This is a genomic window from Burkholderia sp. SCN-KJ, assembly GCF_024656005.1.
GTDB lineage: Bacteria > Pseudomonadota > Gammaproteobacteria > Burkholderiales > Burkholderiaceae > Burkholderia.
Map to the genome: position 1 here is coordinate 436,919 of NZ_JANKOG010000001.1, position 21,083 is coordinate 458,001.

Genomic DNA, 21,083 nt, shown 5'->3' on the forward strand with positions numbered 1-21,083 from the left:
AGCACGCCATGGCAGGAAGTCCCATTCGATCCAGCATGCGCGGCGGCCGCTCGCGCCGCGCGATGGCCGACATCAACGTCGTGCCGTACATCGACGTGATGCTGGTGCTGCTCGTGATCTTCATGGTCACGGCACCGCTCGTCGCGCCGTCGATCATCAATCTGCCGACCGTCGGCAACGCAGCACCGCAGGAACAGACGCCCCCCGTCGTCGTCAACATCAAGGCCGACCGCACGATGAGCGTCAAGTACAAGAGCGACGCCGGCGCGACGCAGGAAGACACGATGACCAAGGCCGAGCTCGACAGCTTCATCTCGGCCCGGCAGGCTGACCATCCCGACCAGCCCGTGGTGATCGCGGCCGACAAGACCGTGCAGTACGATGCGGTCATGACCGTGATGTCGGATCTGAAGGCGCGCGGCGTCAAGCGCGTCGGCCTCCTCGTCAAATCGCAATGAACCGGCAGCAATCCACGCGCGGCAACGCCTACCCGTCTCAGCCCCCGCGCGAGCGCGGCACCTGGCGCGCGTTCGCGCTCGCCGCGCTGATGCACGTGCTGCTCGCGCTGTTCCTCTATCACGGCGTGCAGTGGCAGAACAGCACGCCGGCCGGCTCCGAGGCCGAGCTGTGGACCGAGGTACCCGACGTGCCCGCGCCGCGGCCCGTCGTCACGCCCGCGCCGCCCGCGAAGCTCGCACCGCCCCCTCCCCCGGTCCGGGACGAGCAGGCGGACATCGCGCTGCAGCAGAAGAAACGGCAGCAGGAAGCGGCCGCGCGCGAAGCGCTGCTCGAGCAGCAGCGCCGCGCGCAGCAGCTGAAGGCCCAGCAAGAGGAAACCCGGCGCGAGCAGCTCGCGGCCCAGCAGGCTGCCGCGCTCGCCGCGCAGAAGGCCGCCGAGCGCGAACGGCAGAAGCAGGCGGACAAGCTCAAGCAACAACAGCTCGTGGAGCAGCAGAAGCTCGAACAACAGAAACTCCAGCAGCAGAAACAGCAGCAACAGAAGCAGGCGCAGCTGGAAGCGCAGCAGGCAGCGAAGGCCAAGGCCGACGCGGCATCGAAGGCGAAGGCGGAAGCCCAGGCCAAGGCGAAGGCTGAAGCGACGGCGCGCGCGAAGGCCGACGCCGCAGCGAAGGCGAAGCTCGACCGTGAGCGCAACGCGCGCCTCGCGCAGATGCAGGGCATGTCCGGCGCCGGCGAAGGCGGCGGCGAGGGCCTCGCGAAAAGCGGCACCGGCACGGGCTCCGGCGGCAATGCCGCATCGCCCGGCTATCCCGACAAGGTGCGTCGCCGCGTGAAGCCGAACATCGTCTGGGGCGGCGAGCGCGCGGGTCTGACGACCGTCGTCGCGATCCGCTGCACGCCGTCGGGCGACGTGCTGAGTGTTTCGATCCGCCGTTCGAGCGGAAATTCGGGGTGGGATCAAGCCGTGGTCAATGCGATCCAGTCGTCGGTCCCATTGCCGCCCGATTCCAACGGTCGTACCCCGTCCGACATTACGATTACCTTCAAGGCGGCGGAGTGATCGCAAATGCGCTTACACTCCGTGCGTCGCTGCCGGACGGGAACGAATCGGGTATTTTTACTGTCTCTGCGGTTGCGCAGCGATCCAAGTCACATGGGAAGCAAGAAGCATGAGTTTGATGACGAAACTAGGTTTCAGGGCACTCGTGGCCTCGTGTCTGATTGCGGCCGGCAGCGCCGCTAACGCGCAGGTCAACGTGCTGATCACCGGCGTCGGTTCGACCCAGTTCCCCATCGCCACCGCGAACTTCGCGAACGAGGCAGGCCTGCCACAGCAGGTCACGTCGATCGTCCGCTCCGACCTCGCCCGTAGCGGCAAATTCACCAACATCGACGCGGGCAGCACGCCCGTGCCCGAGACCGCATCGGTCGATCTCGGCGCATGGAAGGCCAAGGGCGCGAATGCGTTCGTCGCCGGCAGCGTGAACCGCGAAGCGAACGGCCAGTACAAGGTGAACTTCATCCTGTACGACACCGTGAAGCAGCAAAGCCTCGGCGGCCTGTCGCTGACGGCCACCGACACCACGCTGCGCACGGCCGGTCACAAGATCGCCGACTACATCTACCAGAAGCTGCTCGGCGTGCGCGGCGTGTTCGCCACGCGCCTGTCGTACGTGATCAAGACGGGCAACCGCTACCAGCTGCAGATCTCGGATTCGGACGGCCAGAACCCGCGCATCGCGCTGTCGAGCACCGAGCCGATCATCTCGCCGTCGTGGTCGCCGAGCGGCACGAAGGTCGCGTACGTGTCGTTCGAGCGCAAGAAGCCGATCGTCTACATCCACGACCTGCCGACCGGCCGCCGCTACATCGTCTCGGACCAGAAGGGCAACAACAGCGCGCCGGCGTGGTCGCCGGACAGCAACACGCTGGCCGTCGCGCTGTCGCTGACGGGCAATACGCAAATCTATACGGTCAATGCAACCGGTGGCGGTCTGCGCCGGCTCACGCAGAGCAGCTCGATCGATACCGAGCCGTTCTACTCGCCGGACGGCCGCTGGATCTATTTCACGAGCGATCGCGGCGGCGCGCCGCAGATCTACCGGATGCCCGCGCAAGGCGAAAGCGCCGGCGCGGCGCAACGCGTGACCTTCACCGGCAGCTACAACACCAGCCCGCGCATCAGCCCGGACGGCAAGCTGCTCGCCTACATCTCCCGCACGGGTGGGGGGTTCAAGCTCTACGTTCAGGATCTGCAATCCGGCGCGGCGAACGCCGTCACGAATACCAATCGCGACGAATCGCCGAGCTTCGCGGCAAACGGCCAGTACCTTCTCTACGCGACCCAGTCGGGTGGTCGTAACGTGCTGGCAGCAGTGCCCTCCGACGGCAGCGCGCCGCCGCAAATCCTGTCCGTCCAGGGCGGCTCCGTTCGTGAGCCGTCGTGGGGGCCCTTCATGCAATGACCACAAGGAGAGTAACCATGATGTCGAATAAAGCTCGTCTGGCCCTGGCCGTGATGATGATCAGCGCGCTCGCAGCGTGCAAGTCGGGTGTGAAGCTCGACGACAAGGCCAACGCAGGTGCGATGAGCACGCAGCCGAGCGCCGACAACGTCGCGCAAGTGAACGTCGATCCGCTGAACGATCCGAACAGCCCGCTCGCAAAGCGCAGCATCTACTTCGACTTCGACAGCTATTCGGTGAAGGACGAGTACCAGCCGCTGATGCAGCAACACGCTCAGTACCTGAAGAGCCATCCGCAGCGTCACGTGCTGATCCAGGGCAACACCGACGAGCGCGGCACGAGCGAGTACAACCTCGCGCTGGGCCAGAAGCGTGCGGAAGCCGTCCGCCGCGCGATGGCACTGCTCGGCGTGAACGACTCGCAGATGGAAGCCGTGAGCCTCGGCAAGGAAAAGCCGCAAGCAGCGGGTCACGACGAAGCATCGTGGGCGCAGAACCGTCGCGCCGACCTCGTCTACCAACAGTAAGTAACGGAAGAGTTGCCGTATGACGCACCGTGTATCCTGGCTGCGCATCGCCGCAGCGTTCTGCGTCGTCGGCGCGGCGTGGTCGGCCGCGCCGGCGCACGCCGGCATGTTCGACGACAACGAGGCGCGCCGCGCCGTGCTCGATCTGCGCAGCAAGAGCGACAACCTGTCCAGCCAGTTGTCGGCCGCCCAGCGTACGATCCTCGATCAATCCGGCCGTATCGACCAGCTGAACCAGCAGGTCGCGACGCTGCGCGGCGAGAACGAGGATCTGACGAACCGGCTGACGACGCTCGAGCGGCAGCAGAAGGAGTACTACCAGGATCTCGACACGCGGCTCAAGAAGTTCGAGCCGCAGCAGGCGACGATCGATGGTGTCGAAGGCACCGTTCAGCCGGGTGAAACGGATGCGCTCAGCGCGGCGCAGCAGCAATTCCGCAACGGCAACTTCAAGGCTGCCGCGGCCTCGTTCCGCAGCTTCATCGCGAAGTATCCGCAGAGCCCGTACCAGCCGACCGCGCAGTACTGGCTCGGCAATGCGCAATACGCGCTGCGCGACTACCGCGGCTCGACCGCGACGTGGCAAGCGATCGTGAGCAAGTATCCGCAACATCCGCGCGCGGCCGACGCGCTCGTCGCGATCGGGACGAACCAGCTCGAGCAAGGCCAGAAGGCGGCCGCGAAGAAGACGTTCGAGCAGGTCGTGTCGCAGTACGCCGGATCGAACGCTGCGCAGACTGCGCAGGGCAAGATCGAGAGCATCAAATAAATTACCGTGTCGAATTGTTGACAGCACTTCAATTCGCCGATATAATTTTTTGCTCTTTGGGTCGTTGAGCAAGTTGTTAGCGCAACGGACCAACCGGTTTCAAGAACGTGGGGTGGTAACTCAGTTGGTTAGAGTATCTGACTTTTAATCAGAGAGTCGAGGGTTCGAGTCCCTCCCACCCTACCAACTATCTTTGATAGTGCAATAAAAGCCTCCCGAGTGGAGGCTTTTTTGCGTCTGCTTCCAGCAGTATTGCGCGCTGCCGGTCTTACGTGCCCCGCTGCGCGCGCCGCCAGCGCCCCGGCGTCGTGCCGAGCACCGCACGAAACGCCTTGCCGAACGCCGCCTCGGACTGATAGCCGACCGCCTGCCCGATCTCCGCCTGGCCGCGCTGCGTGTCCTGCAGCAGCGCGCATGCATGCATCATCCGGATCTGCGCGACGAACGCGCCGACGCTCATCCCGGCCTTCTCGCGGAAATGCCGCGCATAGGTCGCGCGCGACATCGCGGATGCCGCGCCGAGCGATTCGACCGTCCACGCTTGCGCCGGCGCCTGCAGCACGGCCTGGACCGACGGGCCGAGCCGCGCATCGGCAGCCAGCGCGAGCCAGCCGGCCGGCACGCGCGCATCGCGGCCGTACGCACGCAACGCGTAGGCGAGCAATGCCTGCCCCAGCGCATTCACGATCGCGCGCGCACCCGGCTGCGCGCTCGATGCCTCGGCACGCAGCACGCTCGTCAGCAGTTGCAGCGACGCCGGCCCCGACGCCGCGCGCAGCCCGACATGCAGCACCCGCGGCAACGTACGCATCAGCAATTCACCGGCGCCGCGCGCATAAATGAAACGCCCGCAGAGCAGGTCGACGCTCGCATCGGCCGGATCCGCGGGATCGCGATTCGACTTGACCGGCAGCACCGCGCCGCCGGCCGCGTCCGGTTCGCGCAGCGACGCAACCGGCGGCCGCGCGCCGCCACCGCCGACATCGGACAAATCGTGCGCGTCGCCCGCCGGCAGCAGCACGAAGTCGCCGTCGGCCAGCCGCAGCGTGCGCCCGTCGGCCGTGCGCAGCCGGCACGTTCCGGACAGCAGCAGGTGAAACGCCGCTTCGCCGGGCGGCAACGGATCGTGCGGCATCGCGAACGGGCCGTCGAGCAGGCAGCGCACGTCGAGCTCGACATGGCTGCGGCCCAGCGACAATAGTTGACTCAGCGCGTCCATGAGACGTTTGCGCTAAAAATTGACACTCTAGCGTATCGAAACCCTCAGCGCGAACGCTCAGAATAAGTCCTGCATCGCCCGAGATCGCGGCATCCGCCGCCTGATCCACCTCTTCTCGAAAGGACGCATCATGCTGAACTGGAACGAATACCGGAAGGAACTCACGACGCGCATCGGCGACATCGCGAAGCTCTCGCCCGACACGCTGGCCGGCTACCAGGCACTGGCCGGCGCCGGCGCCAAGACGGGGCATCTCGACGCGAAGACGCGCGAACTGATCGCGCTCGCGGTGGCCGTCACGACGCGCTGCGACGGCTGTATCGCGGTGCACACGGCCGAAGCCACGAAGCATGGCGCAACCAAGGAGGAAGTGGCCGAGGCGCTCGGCGTCGCGATCGCGCTGAATGCGGGCGCGGCGCTCGTCTATTCGGCCCGCGTGATGGACGCGCTCGGCGAGTGACGCGCACCTGAAGGGTGCGGCGCCCGCCGCATCCTTCGCGGACGATCGCCGGCGCAGCCGGCCAGCCGGCGGACGCGGCGCGGTCGCGTACGCCGGCGCCGCGAAGTCGGCTACCATGCGCGAGAAGATTCATCGCGAAGGAGCGCTCCATGTGCCGCTGGCTCGCCTATACGGGTAATCCGATCCATCTCGAGACCGTCCTGTTTCGCGCGAAGCATTCGCTGATCGACCAGAGCCTGCATTCGGAGCTGGGCGCCACGACCACCAACGGCGACGGGTTCGGCATCGGCTGGTACGGCCGCCCCGAGGAACTGCCGTTCCGCTATCGCTCCGTGCATCCCGCATGGAACGACCGCAACCTGCGCGAAGCCGCGCGCGCGATCCGCTCGCGGATGTTCATCGCACATATCCGCGCGGCAACCGACACGCCCGTCCAGGAAACCAACTGCCATCCGTTCCGCCACGGCCGCTGGCTGTTCGCGCACAACGGGCTGATTCGCGATTTCCACAAGCTGCGCCGCGACCTGACGATGAAGGTCGACCCGGCACTGTTCCCGACGCTCGAAGGGACGACCGACTCCGAGCTGATGTTCCGTCTCGCGCTGACCTTCGGCCTCGAGCAGACGCCGCTGCCGGCGCTCGAGCGGATGGTCGGCATGGTCGAGGAAACCGCCGCGCGATACCGCGTTGCCGAGCCGCTCAACATGACGATCTGCGCGACGGACGGTGAGCGGATCATCGCGGTGCGCTACTCGAGCGAACGGCAATCGCGCTCGCTGTTCCACAGCACGTCGTTCAAGCATCTGCACGAACTCTATCCGCACAATCCGCGCATCGCGGAAGCGGGTGACGACGCGTTCATGGTCGTGTCGGAGCCGCTCGTCGACTTGCGCGGCGCATGGGAGGAAGCCGGAAAGCATGGCGATCGTCGCGCAGGGGGCGGATGTGCAGCAGCGGCCGTTCAATCCGCGGCATAAGTAGGTCGCGACGGCGGGTGCACCGTCAGCCGCGGCGCGTGAGCCGCATGCGGACCGAATCGAGTTCGGCGGGCAGCCGGCGCGAGCGCTGACGCGATCGCGTCAGCACGGCAAAGCCGAGCCGCTCGTACAGTTCGCGGGCACGTACATTCCGGGCCAGCACGTCGAGCACGATGTCGCGGCTGCCGTCGTCCGGCAACGCACCGGTCTCGAGCGCGTCGCGCAGCAGTGCGGTGAAGATGCCCGCGCCGCGCTGCCGCTCGTCCGTCGCGCAATGCGCGATGAGGATCTGCGCACGTTTCGGCGCCGGAATCTCCGTTTCGAGCACCAGTCCGCGCAGCAACTGGCCGATCGCGCGGCGCACGCCGAAAAAGCGCGCCAGGGCCCACACGACGTGAAGGTCGTCGAACATCGTCCGGCGCCCGTCATGGATGGCCATCACGGCCTGCACCGTGCCGTCGGCGCCGACCGCGACCCGATGTCGGCGCCATGAGAACCGGCCGTGACGCGAGCGGAACGCCTGTTGCAGGAACGCAATGCAGCGCGCGTCGCTTTCACCGAGGAAGAAGCCGAATTCGCCGACACCGGATGCGAACACGAGCGGCGCGCATGCCGCCGCATCGTCCGCGCAAGCGGCGCGAAACGGTGTCGACGCATCGGCATGCGGCGCGTCGACGGACGGTGCGAGCGCCGCGGCGGGCATCACGTTGCCCGCCCCGCCAGGCGGGCCAGCACGGCGACGGTCCGGCTGATCTGCGCCGGCTCGTGCGTCGAGCAGATGAAGAAACGCAGGCGCGCGGCCTTCTCCTCGACGGCCGGATAGAAGATCGGCTGCACGTTGATCCCTTCGTCGAACATCGCGTTGGCCCACTGCGCGGCTTTCAGCGAACTGCCGGTGATCACCGGCACGACCGCATAGCCGGCGCTCGTGCCGGTGTCGAGCCCGGCGGCGCGCGCCTCGGTCAGGAACTGCCGGCCGCGCGCCTGCAGTTGCGCGACCCACTGCGGTTCGGCCTGCAGGCGTTCGAGCGCGGCCAGCGACGCTTCTGCGAGCGTCGGCGCGAGTCCGACGCTGTAGAGAAAGCCCGGCGCCAGATGGCGCAGCATGTCAACGAGCGGCTGGCAGCCGGCGATGAAACCACCGCAACCGGCCAGCGTCTTGCTCATCGTGCCCATCCACATGTCGACCTGGTCGGGCGCGACCGTGCAATGCTCGCGGATGCCCTTGCCCGTCGCACCGAGCACGCCGAGCGAATGCGCTTCGTCGACCAGCAGGAACGCGCCGTGGCGCGTCTTCACGTCGACGAAACGCTGCAGGTCCGGAAAATCGCCATCCATGCTGTACAGCCCTTCGATCGCGATCAGCACGTGCCGGTATTCGCGACGCACGCGCGACAGCAGTGCGTCGAGCGCCTGCCAGTCGTTGTGCGCGAAGCTCAACCGCTTCGCGCCGCTCAGCTGCGCGCCCTGCACGATGCTGTTGTGCGCGAGCGCGTCGTGGACGATCAGGTCGCCGGGGCCGAACAGCGCACCGATCACGGTCACGTTGGTCGCGTGGCCGCTCACGAACGCGACGCAATCGTCGGTCTCGTAGAACGCAGCCAGCGCGCGCTCGAGGTCGCGCTGCACCGGACGCTCGCCCGCGACCATCCGGCTCGCGGACGCCGACGTGCCATAGCGATCGATCGCGGCCTTCGCCCGCTCGGATACGGCCGGATCGCCGGCGAGACCGAGATAGTTGTAGTTCGCGAAGTTCACGTATTCGCGACCGCCGATCTGCGTGGTCGCGCCGGCGATGCCGTCATGCACGCGGAAGAACGGCGAGTCGACGCGCAGCTTCTCGCCCATCTCGCGCATGATCCTGACCTGCTGATACTGCGGCATCGATTCGAAACGGCTGCGCGCCGACGCGGCCTGTGCCGCCGGTGCAGCGGGCACACCGGGCGCCGCGACGGCTTCCGTCGCGCGCTCCAGCTGCCGTTTCAGGGCTTTCGCCGCCAGTTGCTGGCGAAGGTGTTCTCCGAGTGCCATGGGTTCGTTCGGTGTATGTCGCGAATCCGTTATGAGGTGTCGCTTGTCTTTTCAAAAAGCGCCGATTCAGGCTTCGGCGAACTCGACCCACTGCCAGGCATTCCTGTCGGTGAGCAACGCATCGATCAGCCGGAAATTCATTTCGTGGCTCGGCCGCACCGCGCTCACGCGCGCAAGCAGCGGTGCCCCGGCCAGCGCGAGATCGCCGACCAGATCGAGCACCCGATGCCGGACGAACTCCTCCGGCAGCCGCATTCCACCAAGCACGCGATTGCCGACGATCGACGCCGTACATGACGGCCGTGCGCCTCGCAGAATCGGCACGCCGCGCAGATAGCCGGCGATAATCGCCGGCACGGCCCATTTCACACGCCCGTACGAGCGCGACGGTGCGATTTCGGTCGCAAACGCATCCGGCGTCAGCGCGCCATCCCAGTGCATGTCGCCGAAGCCGCGCAAGTCGTTCCGCACGCTCAGCTCGTAGCGCGCGGCCGGCTCGATCCGCATCTCGCGTCGCTGATCGCCTGCGCCGTCTGCGACTACGACGGGCCGCAGCACACGGATGAAGCGCTTCGGCGCATCGAGCGCGAGACGGCCGCATGCGCGAATCGCGTCGACCCACGGCGCGGCGCTGCCATCGAGAATCGGCACTTCCTCCGCATCGAGTTCGACGATCGCGTGATCGATCTCGCATGCGAGCAGCGACGCGAGCAGATGCTCGATCGTGCGCACGCCAACCCCGTCGGCGTTGCGCAGCATCGTGCAAAGCGGTTGAGCGCGACGCAGCGCGGGATCGACTGCGAGCACACCGAGTTCGCGTCCGTTGCGCATCCGTCGAAACACGATCCCGTGCCGACCGTCCGCCGGCGTGACCGGATGAATCCGCACCTGCACGCGGCGCCCGGTATGCAGACCGTGGCCCGACAACCCGAGCGGCCACGCCAGCGTTCCCGCGCTCGGCTGCCAACCCGATGGCAGCTTGACTCGAGCGGTCTCCGCGTCGACCGACCCGCCTGCGCCTCTTGATTCGTTCAATTTGAACCCCGCTCGAGCTCGGCCCGCGCTTCGTCACCCAACGCATGCCGCGCGACCAGCGCTTCCGCCAGATCGTCCGCTGCCGCGACGTCCTCGTCGCCGTTCTGCGCATCGAGCAACTCGACGATGCGCTGGGCCAGCGTATGCACCGTCGCGCCTTCCGCGATCGCCATGATCGACAGCTTGACGCCGAAGGTCTCCTCGACGGCCATGCCGAGCTCCATGCCCATCAGCGAGTCCATCCCGAGATCCAGCACCGACCGGCCGGCATCGACGCGCTCCGGCGACATGTGCAGAATCCGCGCGATCTGGCCGCGCAGCGCCGTCTCGACGAGCGCGACGGCCTCGGCCGCCGGCAACGTTCGCAATTGCTCCAGCAACACGCGATCCTCGCTCGACGTCTCGGCCGCCCCACCCGTTTGCAATGCCGCGTAACGGCGCGCGTGCGCGGCCGGCATGCCGCGCGAGATGGCGCCCCAGTCGAGACGCACGACCGCTTCGCCGGCGCTCCCTTGCACAAGCGCGCGTTCGAGCGCGGCCATCGCTTCGTCCGACGTGATCGACGCACCGCCGATCCGCGACTGCAACGCCTCGCGCGTGCCGGCGTTGCGGGCCAGGAAGCCGACGTCCTCGATCGGCCCCCACGCCATGAACATGGCCGGCTGGCCGGCCGCACGACGATGCGCGACCAGCGCCTCGAGGAAGCCGTTGGCGGCGACGTACGCGCCCTGCCCCGGATTGCCGAGATAGGTCGTCGCCGACGAATACATGACGAAGAAATCGAGCGCGCAACGCTGCGTCGCGCGATGCAGGTTCCATGCGCCCGCCACCTTCGGTTCGAGCACGGCAGCGAAGCGCGCGTCATCGACGTTGCGCAGCAGACCGTCGTCGATCTGCATTGCCGAATGCAGTACACCCTTGATCGGCGTCCCGCGACGCTCGATCTCTTCGACGAGGGTTTCCAGCGCCGCGCTGTCGGTCACGTCGCATCGTGCGACCGACACGTGCGCGCCGAGCGTGTCGCGCCAGCGATCGGCTTCCGCCTGCATCGCGGCGCCCAGTGCGCCGCCGCGACTCGCGAGTGTCAGATGCCGTGCGCCGCGCTCGATCATCCAGCGCGCGGTCGCGAAGCCCAGCCCGCCGGTGCCGCCGACGATCAGGTACGCCGCCTGCGGGTCGAGCCGCAGGGTCGGCACCGCGACGCCGCGCGTCGGTACCGGCGTGCCCGCCGGATAGGTGATCAGCACCTTGCCGATCTGGCGCGCCTGCTGCATGTAGCGGAACGCTTCCTCCGCACGCGCGGCCGGGAACGCGCGGTACGGCAGCGGATGCAGCACGCCGCCCGAGAACAGGTCCATCACTTCCTCGAACAGCCGCGTCGTCAGCGACGGCAGCACGCCCATCAGCTGATCGGCGTCGATACCGAAATAGCTGATGTTGTTGCGGAACGGCCGCAGGCCGATCTGGCTGTTCTCGTAGAAGTCGCGCTTGCCGAGTTCGAGGAAACGGCCGAACGGACGCAGCGTATCGATGCTGCGCACCATCGCTTCGCCGGCGAGCGAATTGAGCACGATGTCGACGCCTTCGCCGTGCGTGCGCGCGAGGATCTCGTCGGCGAACGCGAGGCTGCGCGAATCGAACACGCGGTCGACGCCAAGCAGGCGAATGAACTCGCGCTTCTCGTCGCTGCCGGCGGTCGCGAAGACCTCCGCGCCAAGATGTCGCGCGATCTGGATCGCCGCGATGCCGACTCCGCCCGCACCGCCGTGCACGAGCACGCGCTCGCCGCGTCGCAGCCGCGCCAGTTCGCACAATGCGTAGTATGCGGTGAAGAATGTCGTCGGGACCGTGGCGGCCTCCTCGAACGACATCGCGTCGGGCTTGCGTGCAATCGCGGTTGCGCGCGTGACCACGCGCGTCGCGAACGACGCCGGCGCGAAGCCGAGCACGGCGTCGCCCGGTACGAAACCGTCAACGCCCGGGCCGCCCCGGACCACGCGCCCCGACATCTCCATGCCGATCGTCGCGCCCGCGAAGCCCGTCTCGACGGCCTCGTCGGACAGCAGCCCCATCGCGTACATCACGTCGCGGAAATTGAGCCCGGTCGCCATCGGCTCGATCTCGACCTCGCCGGCGGCGAGATCGTGTGCCGGCATCGCGAACCATTCAAGGTTGCGCAACGAGCCCGGCATGTCGAACGCGAGTCGGGCGCCCGGCGGGGCCGACGCAGCCGACGACGTGTCGTCGCGCTCGGCCGCCTGCGCGGCCGGCAGCATGCGCGGCACGTAGCGGCCCTGCGGCGCCAGCAGCACTTCCTCTTCGCCATCGTCGCCGAGCAGCGCCATCGCAAGCTGCAGCGCCGGTTGTTCGACGGCCTGATCGACGTCGATCAGACGGATCGGCAGCGTCGGATACTCGTTCGCGATCACGCGGCCGAGGCCCCACAACGTTCCGTGCTCGGGATGCGCCGACGCACCGGCCGCGAACGGCGCACCGCCGCGCGTCACGACGCACAGCCGACCGCGTTCCGCCGCGCCTGCCGCATCGAGATCGCGCACGAGCGATGCCAGTGCGAGCGCGCCGTCGTGCTGTGCGCGCATCACGGCCGCACCGTCGGCCGTGTCGAGCGATGCAAGCGGCGCCACAAACACGACATGCGCCGGATGCTCTGCCGGCTGACGCGCCGACCATCCAGCGGCGCCACGCACCGCTGCCGACTCGACGCGGCAACCCAGTCGCTCGAGTTCGCCCGCCAGGGCGATGCCGAACGCATCGTCATTCTCCTGAACGATCAGCCAGTGCGTGCCGTCACGCTCCGCCATGCAACGCATGCGATCCTCGTCCCGCGATGCGCAGGCCGTTTGCTCGTCGGCAACCGGCTTGCGCGCGACGATGAACGTCGGCATGCCCTCGAGATCGAGGCCTTGTTCGGTATCGCGCACCACGTCGACCAGTCCGGCGCGTTCGCACATCGACTCGATCGCGGCGGGCGCCAGCGCGCCGTACGTGCCGGCGGCAACTTCGCTACCGGCCGCGCCGAACACGATATCGGAGAACCGGCTGCGTCGCGCCTCGGCGACGACGACGAGCCCGCCCGGTGCGAGCCGTTCGGTGATCGCCGTCAACGCGGCGAGCGGATCCGGGTGATCGCCCAGCATCCGGTTGACGATCACGACGTCGAATGGCGTCGTATCGCGACATTGCGCGAACAGTGGTGCGTCGGTTGCAATCGTCAGCGTGCGCACGTGCGCGTGCGCTTCCGCGTCGAATCCGGCGAGCTGCTGCTGCGTGCCTGCGAGCACGTACTCGCAGCGGCCGGCCGGCACGTTCACGTCGAGCGGCTGCAGCACGTCGCCGTTCGCGGTGCCGATCTCCAGCACACGCAAGCGCCGTGCATCCGGCCACGCTGCGATCGCCTGCGTCACGCAGGCGGCGAGCAGTGCGCGCGCATGCGCCCACGTCGGCGACGCATCGAAAAACTGTTCGACCAGGCTGCGTCCGGTCGACGACAGCACCGCACCCGCCGGCGACGCGTCGCTCAGCACGCGCGGCAACGCCGCGCCGACGTGCGCCAGCAACGTCAGTTCGGCAACATGGGCTGGCGACGCCGCCAGCACGTCGCGCCACAGCGCATCACGCGCGGGCATCGCCGCGCAGGCTTCGTCGTCGCGAACCAGACGATCGCCTTCGAAGCGTGCGAGCCCGTCTTCGACGACGATTTCCGCCAGACGGGCGACTGGTTGCGGGTGCGCGCCCGTCGGCAGTGCCGGCTGGGCGAATGCACCCAGCGCATCCAGCGCATCAAGTGCATGCAGACCGGCGAGCACGTCGAGCAGCGGCAGCATTTCGGTCAGATGCTGCGTGCGGCGCGCCTGGTCTTCGCGCGCCGCGACATGCGCGTTCGCACGCTCGACGAGCATACCCGGCTGTGGCAGAGCGGCGGCCGTGTAACCGTCCGGCAGCGGCCGCGCTTCGAGCACGTAGGCAAAGCGCGCCGGCACTCCGTGACGGCGCCCGGCGAGATCGACGCGACGGAAGCGGCACGCGGCAAGGCGCGCGACGATCCTGCCGTTGGCATCGATGAATTCGAACGATGCGACGATCGAATGCGGGCTGCGGCGGTGAATGCGCGTGAGCACGCGACGGATCGATTCGCCGCTCAGGAAATCGACGCGGCCGATCTGGACAGGAACAAATGCCGCATGCGCATCGTCCGGTGCGGCACCGGCCTGTCCCAGCACCGCGAACAGCGGATGGAAACCGCTGTCCATCAGCGCGGGATGCAGCAGATAGTCCGGCTGCGCACACGCGTCGGCCAGGACCGTCGGCACCTCGAGCTCGGCAAGCGCGTCGTCGCCCGACACGCTCAGCGACCGCACCCAGCGGAACGCTGGGCCATAGCTGAGGCCGATCGCCGCCGTGCCCGCATACAGCGCGTCGCCGGATAGCACCGGACGCGATTGCAGCCAGGCGATCACGGACGCATCCGGCATGCTGTCCGCATCGAGCGTATTGCCGCTTTCGAGCAGGCGCCCCGTCACGTTCAGGTTCCACGGGCCGTCCGTCATCCGGTCGCGCGTCTCGATCGTAAACGACGCCGTGCGCACGTCGATCGCGAACCGGAACAGCTTCGCGTGCTGCGGCTGGAACACGACCGGCATGCGGATCTCGACGTTCTCGATGGCGACGTCCTCCGTGCCGAAGAACGTGCGCGCCGCCGCGAGCGCCATTTCTACGTAACCGGCGCCCGGGAAAGCAACGCCACCGTCGACCACGTGATCGGCGAGCATCGGCACGCGCTGCGGATCGAGCTGGTTCTCCCAGGCGAACGCATGCTCGTGCAGGCGATAGCCGAGCAGCGGATGATCGACGCGCCGGTTCACGAGCCCGTAGCCTTCGACGCTCGGCACCAGCCAGTAGCGCTCGCGCTGCCACGGATAGGTCGGCAGCGCGGCGTGCGGCGCCTCGGGCACGAAACGGTCGAGATCGACGCGCGCGCCTTGCGCAACCGCCGACAGGATCGAATGGCCGAGCATCTCCGCGCTATCGTGCTGGCGCTTGAGCGTCGGCACGACGACGCCAGGCGCATTGCGCGCGGCGAGCGTCTGCTTCACGTAGGTGCGCAGGATCGAATGCGGCGCGATCTCGATGAATACGCGCACGCGATAATCGGCCAGGCGGGAAATTGCGGCGCCGAAACGAACCGGTTCGCGAATGTTGCGCCACCAGTAGCCCGCATCGAGCGCGGTACCCGGCAGCGTGTCGCCGGTCACCGTCGACACGAATCGCGTATGCGTCTCGCGCGGCGCAAGATCGGCCAGCCCGTCGCGCACGACCGGCTCGATCGCGTCCATGCGGCTGCTGTGGAACGCGTAATCGAGGTCGAGCATCTGGTAGAAATGGCCGGCACCCGAGAGCGCCGCGCCGATTGCTTCCAGCGCAGCTTGCGAACCGGCGAGCGTCACCGAGTCGGGGCTGTTGGCGCCCGCGATTTCGATCGCTGCGGCGAGATCGAGACGCGCGATCCAGTCGCGCGCCGCGGCTTCGCCGATGCCGGCCGCCGCCATCCTGCCCGCGCCGCGCGTAAGACCCTGCGCACCGCTGCGGATCCGGATCACGCGCACGGCTTCAGCGAGCGTGAGCGCGCCCGACGCCCAGGCCGCGGCGATCTCGCCGACACTGTGGCCGACCGCCGCGTCGAAGCGGATGCCGCGCGCGGTCAGCACACGCGTGATGCCGACCTGCATCGCGAACAGCAGCGGCTGCGCGTTCTCGGTCGCGGCAAGCCATGCGGCGTCGACGCCTTCGCGCATGACTTCGACGAGCGACGCGTTGCCGTCCGCACGCCAGAGCGCATCGACTTCGTCGAGTGCCGCGCGAAACACGGCGTCCTCGCCATAGAGCCGCTTGCCCATCCCGGCCCATTGACTGCCGTTGCCCGCATAGACGAACGCGACCGGCGCGTCGCTTTCTACGGCCTGCCCCAGCACGGCACACGCCGGCAATCCCTTCTCCGACGGCTCGGCAAGGGCCGCGAGTGCGGCGAGCCCTTCGGCCAGATCGGCCGGTGCGACGACCGCCCGATGCTCGAGCCATTGACGGCGCCTTGCCGCGGCCGCAGCCAGTGCGGTCCAGTCGGCGCCGTTCTGCAGGCGAGCAAGATAACGCGCGGCGACGCCGGCCAGCGCTGCGGGCGAACGCGCCGTAAGAACGAGCGGCGGCAGCGACACATCGTGCTTCGCCGCCGGCTGCGCAGCGGGCGCCGGCGCTACCGCTTCGGTGATGACGACGTGCGCATTCGTGCCGCCAAAGCCGAACGAGTTGATGCCGATCGTCAGCGGTTCGGCGCCGCGCGCGAGCGGCGTGAACCGGTCGACCACGCGCAAGCGGCCGCCTTCGAAATCGATCGCGGGATTCGGCGTATCGAAATGCAGCGAGCGCGGCACCGCACGATGCTTCAGGCACAGCACCGCCTTCAGCAGGCCCGCCATTCCCGACGCGGTTTCGAGGTGACCGATATTGGTCTTGACCGAACCGATCAGCAGCGGATCGGATTCGGGCCGGCCGCCCGACACCGCATCGATCAACGCACGCGCCTCGATCGGATCGCCGACCGCCGTGCCCGTCCCGTGTGCCTCGAGATACGCGAGCGTGCGCGGATCGATGCCCGCGCGCCGATACACGGCGCGCAGCAGATCCGCCTGCGTCGCCGCGGCCGGCACGTTGATGCCGCCATGCGAATGGCCATCCGAATTCACGCCCGATCCGGCGATGACCGCGTGGATCGTGTCGCCGTCGGCCAGCGCCTGGTCGAGCGGCTTGAGCAGCACGAACGCACCGCCCTCGGCACGCACGTAGCCGTCGCCGGTCGCGTCGAACGCACGGCAGCGGCCGCGCGGCGACAGCATCGACGCCTTCGAAAAACTGACGAATCCGAACGGGTGCAGCAGCAGGTTCACGCCGCCGGCCAGCGCCATCGCTGTCTCGCCGGACTCCAGCGCCCGCACGGCCTGATGCAGCGCGACGAGCGACGACGAGCACGCGGTATCGACCGACAGGCTCGGGCCGCGCAGGTCGAACAGGTAGGACACGCGGTTCGACGCAATGCTGAGCGTGTTGCCGGTTGCCGAATACGGATCGATCGTGTTCATGTCGTCCATATTGCGGTTGCCGTAATCCATCCCCGCCACACCGACGAACACGCCGCAGTCACGCCCGCGCATCGCGGCCGGACGCACGCCGGCGTCCTCGAACGCCTCCCACGCGAGTTCGAGCAGCAGCCGCTGCTGCGGATCCATTTGCGCCGCCTCGCGCGGCGAGATGCCGAAGAATTCGGCGTCGAAGCCCGCGACGTCATCGACAACGCCCGCGGCGAACGTGTAGCTCTTTCCCGGCTCGCGCTTCGACGGGTGCTGATAGAACGCCGTACCGAAACGGTCCGGTGGGATGGCGGTCACGGCATCGCGTTCGCTGCACAGGAGCTGCCAGAAGTCGCCGGGACTCTCGACGCTACCGGGGAACCGGCACGCCATCCCGATGATCGCTATTTGCTTGTTCATGCTCTTTCTGCTTTGGCCAGCGCATCGCGATCGCACGCGCGCGGCTCGTTCGAATAGGTGATGGCCGACATCAGCAGTCGGCCCAATTCTTCTGCGCGAATATCCTGTCCGCGGGCATCGGCGCTCGCGTCGTTCTTCCAGACGAAATAATCGCTGCGATCGGGCAGGACACCGAGCTTGTCGAATACGCGCCGCAACGCCGGTACGTGATCGCCGTAGAAGCAGACGATCGTCTCGCGGTCGCTTCGCCTCAGATGGTCGAGCAGTCGCTCGATCATCCGGTTCGCGTTACCCAGGTGACGCAAGTAGGCGGTCAGGTCGTGCCATGCGTCGTCTTCGCCGAGCGCATGGTAGCGGGCGGCTTCGCCCGCGGCCACGGCTTCGAGATGCAGCGGCCCGTGATTCTCCATCGTCATCGCGAAGATGAACGCGGGATGCTCGCGCGGTGCGTCCAGCACGTCGATGATCGCGTCGGCGACGGCCGCGTCCGCAACATACTGCCCGGCGCGCGGACGACCGTCGAAGCCGCGGATGTCCATGAATGCATCGAAGTGCATCAGCGGAAACACGCGATCGCGCCCGAAGAAATCCGCGTGGTACGGGTGCATCGCAATCGTCCTGTAGCCACCACGCCTGAACCACCCCGCAAGCGACGGGCACATCTTGCGTAGAAATGCGTAGGGATAGAAGCGCGCATAGCCGAGTCGTTCGGGCGGTATTCCGGTGAGGACGGCAAACTCCGTGCGCATCGTATTCGCGCCCCATGCGGGAACGATCAGCGTGCCGTGCGCGACCGCTTCGCGGCGTGCACGGTCGAACCCCGCCATCAGCGATGGTGCGACCGCCGACGTCGCGCGCCGGATATCGAAGAACGACTCGCTCTGAATCACGATGACGTCGGGCCTGCGCGGCGGCGAGCCGGCCACGTACTGGCTCGTACCTGCCGCGGCATCGAACGTCTTCAGCGTCGCGGGACGCAGACCATTGAGCAGATACGCGACGAACACCGCGAAAAAACCGTACCGCTGCTGGTCCACCGTCGCATCGAGTGTCAACGGCAAGCGCGCCGCCACGCGCGCGGCAATCAGCAGACAGGCTAGCGCGACGGCGGCGGCAATCGTTCGCGGCGGCGCATCCGCATGGTCGAGCAGGCAACCTGCAACGAGCAGCACGACGCCGGCTGCAATCGCGACCACCTTGCCAACGCTCAGAAACGGCAGATAGAGCCGCGGATGGGCAAACAACTGGCTGAACAGGCTGAGATCGGTAAAGACGAAGGGCTCGCGCAGAGATTCGAACTTCGCGTTGCTGATGGCCGCCAGCAACGCCACCAGCGCGGCCGCGATGCCTGCGGAAAACACCGGCCGCGACGTGGCCACCAGCACGCACGCTCCGACGAACGACACGGCCAACCCATGCAAAAACACGGCACGCAACGGCCTGCGCAACGGCGCACGCGGCACCGCGACGGCGTCGAGGCCGAACGAGGCGGCCAATGCGATCGCGAAAACGAGTACCAGCGTGCCGGACATGCTAGCGGCCCTCGCGTGGCAAATACGACAGCTTGCCGAGAATCGCATCGGCGACCAGCGCCGGCGCCAGCGTCAACAATCGCATTCCGAGCGCGAGCGTGCCCGGAAACGCGATTTCTGCGCGGCCTGCATGCAGCCTGCGGCGGATATGCCGCGCGGCGCGATCGGCCGACCACATGAACGGTTTGTCGCCGGGAAAGACGTCGCTCATCGCGGTCTTCACGAATCCGGGCAGTACGATCGACATCCGGATGCCGTCGCGCGCCAGCAGGGGCCGCACGGAATCGCCATACGCCTTGATCGCCGCCTTGCTCGCACAATACGCGGGCGAAATCGCCATGCCGCGCAACGCCGCGAGCGAACTGATCATCGCAACGTGGCCGCGACGGCGCGCGCGCATGCGGGCGATCACCGGCAGCACCGCATGCAACGCACCGTACAGATTCGTATCGACCACCACGGTCGTGCGTTCGAGCTCTTCCCAGTCGTCGGCATGCGCCAGCGTACTCGCAACGCCCGCGTTCGCGATCAACAGATCGATCGGATGCGCGTCGTCGAACGCGTCCAGCCACGTGCGCAGCGCTTCGGCATCGCACACGTCGACACGACCGCATTCAACAATCGCGCCACGCGCCCGACAGGCCGTCGCCACATCGTCGAGACGCGCCGCGTCGCGGCCGATCAATCCGACGACGACGCCGGGTACCGCATAGGCCAGCGCCAGCGCGCGCCCGAGTCCGGCCGTCGCGCCGGTGATCACGACATGACGCGGTTCACGCGAACGCATGATTGACCTCCACCCGGGTTGCCTCCAGTCGTCGCACGGCACCTTCCACCGCCATGTCGATGCCGGTATCCGTATAGAAGTCGCCGTTGATCTGCGTGTGATGAATCACATAATCCAGAAACGCGTGGAACAGGTCTTCGTTCGGCCGTTCGGCATGCTTCCAGAAGCTGTCGAGGCCGCCTTGCCACGTCAGTCCCGGCATGTCGTAGATCGCCACGCCGAGCGCGATCAGCGGGCAATGGTGGTAAAGCGCCGACATCCCGGTCGTACTGTTGACCAGCACCACGCCGCGCGTGTGATCGAGCAGCGTGGGCAAATGGCCGGCGTCGATGAACGACACGCGATCGGCGATGCCGAGCTCGCGCGCAAGCTGCCGGACGTGTCCGCGATAATCGAACGCGCCCGTGTCCAGCGGATGGTTTTTGACCAGCAAGTCGTGTCCGGCGGGCGCGTGCTGCGCGAACGACTGCAGTACGAGGTCGATCGATGCGCGCACGCTTCCGAATGGCGAATGATGGACGATTTGCGCGTCCGCGTTGACCTGGAGCGGAAACAGATAATAGGGCCGGCCGGCCAGCATGCGCCGTGTCACTCGCTCGGCTTCGCGATCGAATATCGGTTGTTTCAGCGCGCGTGTCGCCAGCCCCGCATATTCGACGAAGCCGTTGCGCGGACGATGGCTGCGATAATTCGGGAAACGGGACCGATATAGTGTATTGGCCGCACGATAGCGCATGTCGTGATACGCACGGACGGCCAGTCGATATCCGGTGGCGTGCCCGAGGTCGCGCGGTGGCGTTACGCTGCGCTGGTCCAGATACCACGCCGGATCGCGCGGCAGCAGCGAACGCCCATTGACCCCGTGGCGCTCGAGCGTCAGCCAATGCGGACGCACGTACCCTTCTTCGAATACATGCGCGGCGACGCCGTGATCGCGGGCGACAGGATGCACGGGCCGGTGAATGGCCCGGCAGTCGCCGAACAGGATCACGTCCGTCACGTCGCCGGTTCGCAGCGTTGTCGCATACCACGCGGCAAGCTCGTCTGGATGCGCGGTGTAATCGCTCGCAGCGCCATTTCCGGAATAGATCAGGTCTCCTCCACAGAAATTTATCCTGCGAACGCGATGGCCGCGACTCCGCAACGCATCGGCCAATCGGCTAAAGAACGGCGATGCCGTGCCTTGCAGAACCAGAAAAGAGCGTCGCATTATTAATAAGATTTATCATTTTTCAATATTTTTACGCACACACACGAAAT

General features: G+C 67.3%; 14 protein-coding genes, 1 tRNA gene and 1 pseudogene. 8 read left to right on the forward strand and 8 right to left on the reverse strand.

From position 1 onward, the window contains the following. The first annotated feature begins 8 nt into the window (after positions 1–8). The 6 genes from tolR (at position 9) to NQV17_RS02110 (ending at position 4,409) form a co-directional block, all read left to right on the forward strand. Positions 9–458, forward strand: a complete 450-nt coding sequence (gene tolR / locus NQV17_RS02085) for a protein TolR (protein WP_124487921.1) — start codon at positions 9–11, stop codon at positions 456–458. Continuing rightward, entirely contained in the window at positions 455–1,522 is a 1,068-nt protein-coding gene (gene tolA / locus NQV17_RS02090; RefSeq protein WP_257768356.1) for a cell envelope integrity protein TolA, read from the forward strand. Before tolR ends, tolA begins: the two co-directional genes overlap by 4 nt. 109 nt (positions 1,523–1,631) lie before the next feature. Beyond that, the gene (tolB, locus tag NQV17_RS02095; protein ID WP_257768358.1) at positions 1,632–2,927 is read left to right on the forward strand and encodes a Tol-Pal system beta propeller repeat protein TolB; all 1,296 of its coding nucleotides are present in this window, start codon (positions 1,632–1,634) and stop codon (positions 2,925–2,927) included. Between the two features lie 17 nt (positions 2,928–2,944). After that, positions 2,945–3,454: a peptidoglycan-associated lipoprotein Pal gene (gene pal / locus NQV17_RS02100; RefSeq protein ID WP_044844089.1), complete on the forward strand. Its 510-nt coding sequence runs from the start codon at positions 2,945–2,947 to the stop codon at positions 3,452–3,454. 19 nt (positions 3,455–3,473) lie between these two features. Continuing rightward, positions 3,474–4,223 (forward strand): tol-pal system protein YbgF, encoded by a 750-nt coding sequence (gene ybgF, locus NQV17_RS02105; RefSeq protein ID WP_124487923.1) that lies wholly within the window; start codon positions 3,474–3,476, stop codon positions 4,221–4,223. Between the two features lie 109 nt (positions 4,224–4,332). Then, positions 4,333–4,409 (forward strand) — tRNA-Lys (locus NQV17_RS02110). An 82-nt stretch (positions 4,410–4,491) separates the two neighbouring features. Here NQV17_RS02110 and NQV17_RS02115 read toward each other — a convergent pair. Next, positions 4,492–5,442, reverse strand: a complete 951-nt coding sequence (locus NQV17_RS02115) for an AraC family transcriptional regulator (RefSeq protein WP_257768362.1) — start codon at positions 5,440–5,442, stop codon at positions 4,492–4,494. A 130-nt stretch (positions 5,443–5,572) separates the two neighbouring features. Here NQV17_RS02115 and NQV17_RS02120 point away from each other — a divergent pair, with 130 nt between their 5' ends. Then, a complete protein-coding gene (locus NQV17_RS02120) occupies positions 5,573–5,902 on the forward strand; it encodes a carboxymuconolactone decarboxylase family protein (protein WP_257768364.1) in 330 nt (109 codons plus the stop codon). Positions 5,903–6,051: 149 nt separating this feature from the next. Continuing rightward, a pseudogene (locus tag NQV17_RS02125) lies at positions 6,052–6,883 on the forward strand (class II glutamine amidotransferase). A 21-nt stretch (positions 6,884–6,904) separates the two neighbouring features. Here the strand turns inward: NQV17_RS02125 and NQV17_RS02130 are convergent. The 7 genes from NQV17_RS02130 to NQV17_RS02160 all read right to left on the reverse strand — a co-directional run bounded on the left by NQV17_RS02130 (position 6,905) and on the right by NQV17_RS02160 (position 21,033). Continuing rightward, on the reverse strand, positions 6,905–7,582 hold the full coding sequence (locus tag NQV17_RS02130) for an N-acetyltransferase (protein ID WP_257768805.1): 678 nt from the start codon (positions 7,580–7,582) through the stop codon (positions 6,905–6,907). Beyond that, complete coding sequence (locus NQV17_RS02135) at positions 7,582–8,910, reverse strand: aminotransferase class I/II-fold pyridoxal phosphate-dependent enzyme (protein ID WP_257768366.1); 1,329 nt, start codon at positions 8,908–8,910, stop codon at positions 7,582–7,584. The genes NQV17_RS02130 and NQV17_RS02135 overlap by 1 nt, the downstream gene beginning before the upstream one ends. Before the next feature lie 66 nt (positions 8,911–8,976). Then, positions 8,977–9,945, reverse strand: coding sequence for a UDP-3-O-acyl N-acetylglycosamine deacetylase (locus NQV17_RS02140; RefSeq protein WP_257768368.1), 969 nt, complete (start codon positions 9,943–9,945; stop codon positions 8,977–8,979). Next, positions 9,942–17,504 (reverse strand): type I polyketide synthase, encoded by a 7,563-nt coding sequence (locus NQV17_RS02145; protein WP_257768370.1) that lies wholly within the window; start codon positions 17,502–17,504, stop codon positions 9,942–9,944. The genes NQV17_RS02140 and NQV17_RS02145 overlap by 4 nt, the downstream gene beginning before the upstream one ends. After that, entirely contained in the window at positions 17,501–19,036 is a 1,536-nt protein-coding gene (locus tag NQV17_RS02150) for an LTA synthase family protein (protein ID WP_257768372.1), read from the reverse strand. Before NQV17_RS02150 ends, NQV17_RS02145 begins: the two co-directional genes overlap by 4 nt. Before the next feature lies 1 nt (position 19,037). After that, the gene (locus NQV17_RS02155) at positions 19,038–19,823 is read right to left on the reverse strand and encodes an SDR family oxidoreductase (RefSeq protein WP_257768807.1); all 786 of its coding nucleotides are present in this window, start codon (positions 19,821–19,823) and stop codon (positions 19,038–19,040) included. Beyond that, the gene (locus tag NQV17_RS02160) at positions 19,810–21,033 is read right to left on the reverse strand and encodes a capsule biosynthesis protein (RefSeq protein WP_257768374.1); all 1,224 of its coding nucleotides are present in this window, start codon (positions 21,031–21,033) and stop codon (positions 19,810–19,812) included. Before NQV17_RS02160 ends, NQV17_RS02155 begins: the two co-directional genes overlap by 14 nt. Positions 21,034–21,083: the final 50 nt, after the last annotated feature.